At 66.5% G+C, this 6,346-nt stretch carries 4 protein-coding genes and 1 pseudogene; 2 read left to right on the top strand and 3 right to left on the bottom strand.

What is annotated here, in order from left to right; all coding sequences use genetic code 11:
- Nucleotides 1-575 precede the first annotated feature (575 nt).
- The 3 genes and pseudogenes from D477_RS00435 to treS form a co-directional block, all read right to left on the bottom strand.
- Nucleotides 576-1,058, bottom strand: a complete 483-nt coding sequence (locus D477_RS00435) for a nucleoside deaminase (RefSeq protein ID WP_005266155.1) — start codon at nt 1,056-1,058, stop codon at nt 576-578.
- A gap of 87 nt (nt 1,059-1,145) precedes the next feature.
- Nucleotides 1,146-1,241, bottom strand: a pseudogene (locus D477_RS21510) (universal stress protein); the annotation flags it as partial.
- Between the two features lie 178 nt (nt 1,242-1,419).
- A complete protein-coding gene (treS, locus tag D477_RS00430) occupies nt 1,420-3,738 on the bottom strand; it encodes a maltose alpha-D-glucosyltransferase (RefSeq protein WP_005266152.1) in 2,319 nt (772 codons plus the stop codon).
- 294 nt (nt 3,739-4,032) lie between these two features.
- Here treS and D477_RS00425 point away from each other — a divergent pair, with 294 nt between their 5' ends.
- Together D477_RS00425 and D477_RS00420 are read left to right on the top strand one after the other, a co-directional pair.
- Nucleotides 4,033-4,449 carry a hypothetical protein gene (locus D477_RS00425; protein WP_005266151.1) on the top strand — a complete coding sequence of 139 codons (417 nt, stop codon included), beginning with the start codon at nt 4,033-4,035 and terminating at the stop codon, nt 4,447-4,449.
- Nucleotides 4,446-6,287: a hypothetical protein gene (locus D477_RS00420; protein WP_150109918.1), complete on the top strand. Its 1,842-nt coding sequence runs from the start codon at nt 4,446-4,448 to the stop codon at nt 6,285-6,287. Before D477_RS00425 ends, D477_RS00420 begins: the two co-directional genes overlap by 4 nt.
- Nucleotides 6,288-6,346: the final 59 nt, after the last annotated feature.

Here is a 6,346-nt window from a genome sequence, read left to right as displayed (position 1 = left end):
GCTGCCCGCGCTGCGGCAACCGCGGCGTCCAGCTCCTGCGCCGTGTGCTCCGGCGCCCGTCCCACCACTTCGCCCGTCGCCGGATCCTTCAGCTCCCGGCCGCCCTCGGCCGGCTGGATCGCGGCCAGCAGCTCCTGGAACGTGGCCGGCTGGATTTCCTGTTCGGTCTGCATTGAGTCCCCTTCCTCATGGTCGGCCGCACCCGCGCGGCGCCTCGTGGTTCCCCACCACCATCTCGCGGCCGCCGCTCCCCCGTCTTGTCTTTCCGTGACCAGCCCTTGACCATCCGCGCACCGGTAACCGCCGTCATGGCCTCATGCGGCGCCTGGATCAGTGGCGGCTAACACGAATGAAGCACACTTAGCTTTGATGGTGTAAGGTTTTTTCTGGTCTTGCTGTTGATGATGGTTCCCCCAACACCATTTCGTCCGGCTGACCTTGGACGGCTCTGGCCGCCGGGCGTCCCCCCAACGCGCTCCCGGCCGCCAGAGCCTCCGCCTTCCTTTAGGCCTTTGCCCATAAGGACTGCCCATAAGGACTGCCCATAACGACGGCGGTGCCTGGCTCGGGTGTTCCTAGGAACCTAAGTTGAACCTCCGGTGCAGTTCCCGCACGTCCTCGGCCAGCTCCGCCGCCGGACCGTCCACCGGGATCCCGGGCGCCACCGCCTGCACCGGCAGGGCGGCCACCGGTCCGGGCCCCACGCCCCATTCCGCGAGCCACCCGCCCAGCTGCTCGCTGGAGGCGGCGTAGACAATCCGGCCCAGCCCCACCCAGGCGTGCGCTGCCGAGCACATTGGACAATGCTCGCCGGAGGTGTAGACCGTTGCCTCGACGCGCTCTTCCGGGATCAGGTTCGCCGCGGCCCAGCGCGCGATTTCGAACTCCGGATGCCGGGTCTGGTCGCCGCCCTTGACTCGGTTGCGGTCCTCGAAGAGCACCGTGCCGGCCGCATCCACCAGCAGGGAGCCGAACGGTTCGTCGCCGTCGTCCAGCGCCTCCCGTGCCAGCTCAACGCAGCGCCGCAGGTGTTTCAGGTCTGTCCCGTTGATAGCCATGGACCCGATTATGGCAGGACCAACAACGACGGCGGCACCGGACGCGGGTATTCCACGTCCGGTGCCGCCGGTGCCAGGTTTGGGTCGCTACGCCTTGACGGCCAGGACCGGGCAGTTGGCCTGCAGCAGGATCTGCTGCGCGGTGCTGCCCATGATGAGCTTGCCGACCGGAGTGCGCCCTCGGCTCGATGTGGCCGCCATGATCCATGTCGACGGCGGCAAGGTCACCGGCGTCTACTTGGTGCGAAATCCGGACAAGCTGGAGAACCTGGCCGCAGGTGCCCGGCCGGGCAGGCAATAGCAGCCGGCTTGCGCGCCGGTTGCCCGCAGCTTGTGCTGCCGGTTGCCGCCCCTACGGGAGTCAGCCGGGGGTGAGGTTTCCCGCTGCCTCCGGCTCTCCGGCCTCGTCTTCCTCCGGTTCGGGCGCGGTGATCAGCAGTGCTGTGCCTTCGAAGGCCTCGAGCTGGATGTAGAAGCTGTGCAGGTCGTCGACTGTCCCCACCGGCTCGCCGCTGAACGCATCCGTCACTCCGGCTCCGGTCTCCAGTAGCTCGGAGCGGACGGTGCCGGCGATGTCCTGGTCCGAGAAGTTCAGTACCGTCACTTCGCGGTCGCCGGAGGGCAAGTCGTGGACCATGACGAGCATCCCGCGGTGCGAGACGTCCGGGACGTCGATCAGACCGCTCTTGGCGATGCCGTGTTGCTCGCGGACCTGCAAAATTCGGGCGAGCTGGCGGGCGAAGGAGTTCTCGTCCTGGAGCTGTTCGGGCAGCGTACCGTAGAGCGCCATCGCCTTGGGCATGCCGGCCGTCGATGTCTGCGCGGAGGGATTGAAGCCCATCAGGTCGTGCGCGCCGCGATTGATCCAGCGGGTGTCGCCGCGGGACAGGAGGTTGCCGACCTTCGAGCGGTCCAGGGTGAGCATGCCGCACAGGTCCCACCCGGAAAGGGCAAAGACACCCGGCTGGAGCGCGTTGTACTTGGCCAGCAGCAGGTGCACCTGGCGGATCCGGTCGACGTCCTCCGAAGTAATCGCGTCGAAGTCGGTGATGCCCAGGACCGCTGTGATGACGCTGGCCGTAGTACAGGCGATGCCGTTCGATGTGAAGACAAGATTGTAGGGGGCGGCCTCGCCGGTAATGCCGTCCCGCAGGTCCTGCTGGATGGTGTGGGCGAGTTCCGCGCCGGTGAGCTCCCCGCCGTCGTACTCGAAGACTTCGTCCTTGTGCTTCGTGACGAAATGGACCAGCTCATAGGTCAGCTCGTCATGGTTCTGCAGTGCGTGCACCAGCGAGGCCTGATCCACACCGATTTCCATCGCCTGGCGCAGGGCCAAGCGGAGGAACTCGGTATCCGCCTTCACCAGCGCGTGGTGGTAGGCCGGGCGCGTGACGAAATCGTAGGAGAGGTCAGGCCCGTTCTCTGAGGTCGCTTTGATGTCGTCGATGCTGAGGTTGAGCTCCTGGAAGGTGAATCCGCCGACCTTGCGGACCATGCTGCCGATGATCTGGTTGGCTGCCTCGGAGAGCGGATGTCCTTCCGACCAGCCCGGCCGTTCTTCCGCGCTCTTCTCGACGCCAAGGAAGCCGTTGGCATCCAGACGAAGCGCGCCGGTGCCCAGATCCACCAGCGAGTGCAGCGCATCCCCCATGACCAGACGCATGCCGGAGAAGGTGGGATCCAGCCAGTTGATCGAGGGCTGCCCCTCCTTGAAGTAGTGCAGGTACACCCAGCGCCGGAACTGGCCCGCTGTGTCCATGACCGGCCGGGTGGCACTCCAGTTGGTTTCCTTCACCCCCGGCTCGTAGAAGATGACGCGTTGCAGTTCCCCAATGATGTAGCCCGCTTCCTGCAGGGCTCGCTCGGTGGCGGCGTCGATGTTGACGGAATCCTCGCCGTCGGGAACGTCCGGCAGCAGGTGCCAGTCCGATTCCGGAATGTCGATCATGTGGTAGATGCCGGGATAGTCCCGGTAGTTCATCTCGGCCAGCCGGAAGTCGGCGCCTTTGCCGGTGTGGCCCGGGACGATGTCGTCCACGATGGTGCCACCGTGTCCGGCCGCGACCTCGCACATAGTCCGGAATTCGTCCTCGGTGCCGAACAGCGGATCGATCGCCATGCTGATCCGGTCGAAGTGGCCGTCCACGCTGGGGGTGTTCTCCCAGCCCTTGAGCCCGCCGGCCAGCTTCACCGGGCCGGTGTGGATGGCCTTGATGCCGATCTGCTCGAACGCCTCCCAGAGCCCCTCATCGCCGAGGGCTGCGAGGAAGGACTGGCCGGGTCCGGTGATCAGGGACAGCGGGTAGGCCGTGAACCATACCGATGCCTTGTCCACCGCCGCACGCGGATTGGGGTAGGCAAAGGGGTTCTGCCACATGCTCGCCTGGCCGGACAGCTGGCGTGCGATGACCTTCGCATCGCCCAGCATGGATTGGTTGCGCAGCCACTCTACATAGACAGGGTTGCGTGCATCCGCCTCGAACGGCGGCTGGCCGGGTATCCAAGGCCGGCGTCGGGCCTTTGGCCTCAGCGCCCGGGGGCGGGCCGGGTAGAACTGTTCGTCGTAGCTGATCTCCGGCGCCTGGACCTCGGGGGCCTCCTCCGGCACGGCCTCGCCGCCGGCGACGTCTGCGGCGTGGTCTTCACGGGCCTGCTCCGTCGATGCGAGCGAATCGGCCATCGGCTCATCTCCTTGAACTTCGGTGCTGTCGAACGCCGGGACCGGCTGCATCCCACACTGCCATGCCCTCAAGTGGCCCGCCAGTGGTCGGCCCGTCTCGGCTCCTGAACCTTCCTGGATCCACGCGGTTTCCAGCTCCCCTCCACAGCTGCGACGCCCTTCCCTCCACAGCCGCAAGGCCTTCCACATGGGGAGTTGTTCCCATCGACCTCCCGTGGTTCAGATGGAACGCTTCATCACGTAGAACCTTCATCTCGTAGCAACCTTCTGGATCAGGACAGGAAGATCAGATCGATGGGCAGCTGGGATATCAGGCCGGAGGCGCTGCACGCCGTGCTGGCAGACGTGGCGGCAGACGGACAATCCATGATGATGGCCGCCGAAGACGCCGCAGCCTCGGGCGAAGAGGCCACGAATGCTTTCGGCACGGCGTCGGACGTGGCAGCGGCCTTCGGACGGTTTTGGGCTCCGCGGAAAGATGTCGGCAGCCGGGCAGCGGGCGCACTGTTTCACAAGGCTGGGGTGGCGGCTGAAACCGCGCAGCTCTACCTGGCGGCGGACGGGGAAATGGCCGACGCCGCATCCACCGCGACTGCCGGTCTCACCGTGGGTGCAGGGCCGGGTCACGCGCGCTGGTCGGGCGGTTCGGCAGCCCCGGTCCTGGCGCCGTTCCTGTCCGGGCGCGGTTTCGGCGCGGCGGTGCTCCCGTGATGCAGCAGCTGGCGGGGTTTCCGGGGATCAACGTGCCTTGGGACAAGCTGGCGGGCGTGGCCGAAGAGTTGGAGCTGCGCAGTTCGGCAACCGCCGGCTACCTCGCTGACGCCACTGCCGCGTGGTCGGGGCTGCAGCAGGCCTACCGCCAGCCCGAGACAGAGGCGGCCGTGCACACCGCCCTCGACGAGCTGGTGGACCCGGTCCAGCAATGGCAGCACGCCCTGGCCTCGGCCAGGTCGGTGCTGGAGGCGTTCGTTACCGCCGGCAGACTGCTGCAGGCCGAGTCGGAGGAACTGGCAGCTGCGCAACCGGGACTGGCCGCCGACCTTGCTGCCGCCGAAGCGGCAGAGGCGGGTGACCCCGCGGAACCGGGAGGGGCGCAGGCTGCGACCACAGGCCGTGTCACCGCATTCAATATCAGAGCCGAACAGCTCTGGAGGGACTGGCAGGCGCTGACCGAGCAAACCGTGCTTGGGTTGGACGCCATCCGCGGCGGCACCGGCGGAACACTGCCCGCGGCATCGCTGCTGGGCACCTCCTCGCTACCCGTCCCCACGTGGGCAGACTTCACGAGCGGTCTGGACGAAGCCTTCGGCACCCTGTCCCCCGAAGACTATGTCCGGTCCATGCAGGGACTCAGCGACGGGGAGCTCCATGCTTGGGTGCTGGCCAATCCCGAAGCCGCTGCAGTCCTCGCAGCCAACAAACTGCCGGTCTGGCGGCCATCTGGTTCCCCGGAAGCGATCATGGCCAACGCGATGGCAGGTGACAACCCGCTGACGCACGAGGGCATCACCGGAATCCGCACCGCCTGGCTCAGCCTCTCCCCCGACGTCCGGGAGCGGCTGCTGCTGCTCTATCCGGCAGTGTTCGGCAACCTGAATGGAGTGCCCTTCGCAAACCGGGTTCGCGCCAATTCGGTCACCATTGCCGGCTACCGGGAAGCAGTCTCCTCACAACAGGAAAGCCACCAGTCCGGTTCGGCCGAATGGGACCGGCTGGAGACGCTGCGGAAGGGCCTGGACTACGCTGCGGACAACGACGTGCAGGTTGTCATGGTCAGCCTCGAAGGAGACGGCCGGATCGTCACGATGGAAGGCAATCCCGGTCCGCAGACCCGGACCGCAGCCACGCTTGTGCCCGGCACCGGGTCGGATCTGGGACAGCTAGAGAACTACACGCAGCGCCTCGACGCCATCAATGGGGAGTCCTCGGCCTCATCCGTTTCCTTCTACTGGCAGGGAACCGACCTGCCGGACGAGGTGCCGTACAACGCCACCAGCTCCTACAACGAAGAAGGCGCTCCCCAGCTTGCAGCCTTCGATTTTGCCTTGGATCTGGAGATTCCCGCGGGAACCGCTCAACCTATGTCGGCTACAGCGCCGGCGGTTCGCTGCTCGGCACCGCTGAACGCGAGGGCCTCGACTCCACCAACATCATCTACGTCGCCACGGCCGGCACTGGCCACAATGTCGGCAGCCCCGAGGACACGGCCAACGCGAACGCCAACCGCTACTGGCTGCAGACCCGGGACGACCCGATCCGTTACGCGCAGAAGTGGGGCGGCGGCTTCCACGGCGGTTCATTCTGGGAAGGCGGCAGCCCCAGCAACATGGACGCCATCCGGCTCGAGACTGGTTTCCTCAGGCCCGAGGACCCGCAGTCCCTCATGGGCGGCCACACCGACTACTTCTTTCCCGGCTCCAACTCCGCCACGAACATCCAGGGCGTTATCGAGGGCACCAACGTCAGCCTGTTCGTTGGTGACGGGCTCTTCACCAGCCCGATCGAGTCCGACCCGGAGGACTTTGCCTATGGCAACCTTGGCACTGTGACGGTCGAAAGCCTGGAGAAGTGAAACGCACTAGTGGACGACGGCGGCCTGCCGCCTTCC

Source organism: Arthrobacter crystallopoietes BAB-32 (assembly GCF_000328305.2).
GTDB classification, from domain to species: Bacteria; Actinomycetota; Actinomycetes; order Actinomycetales; family Micrococcaceae; genus Crystallibacter; species Crystallibacter crystallopoietes_A.
Note: the sequence above shows the minus strand (reverse complement) of the source record. Positions and strands in the feature narration are given on the sequence as shown.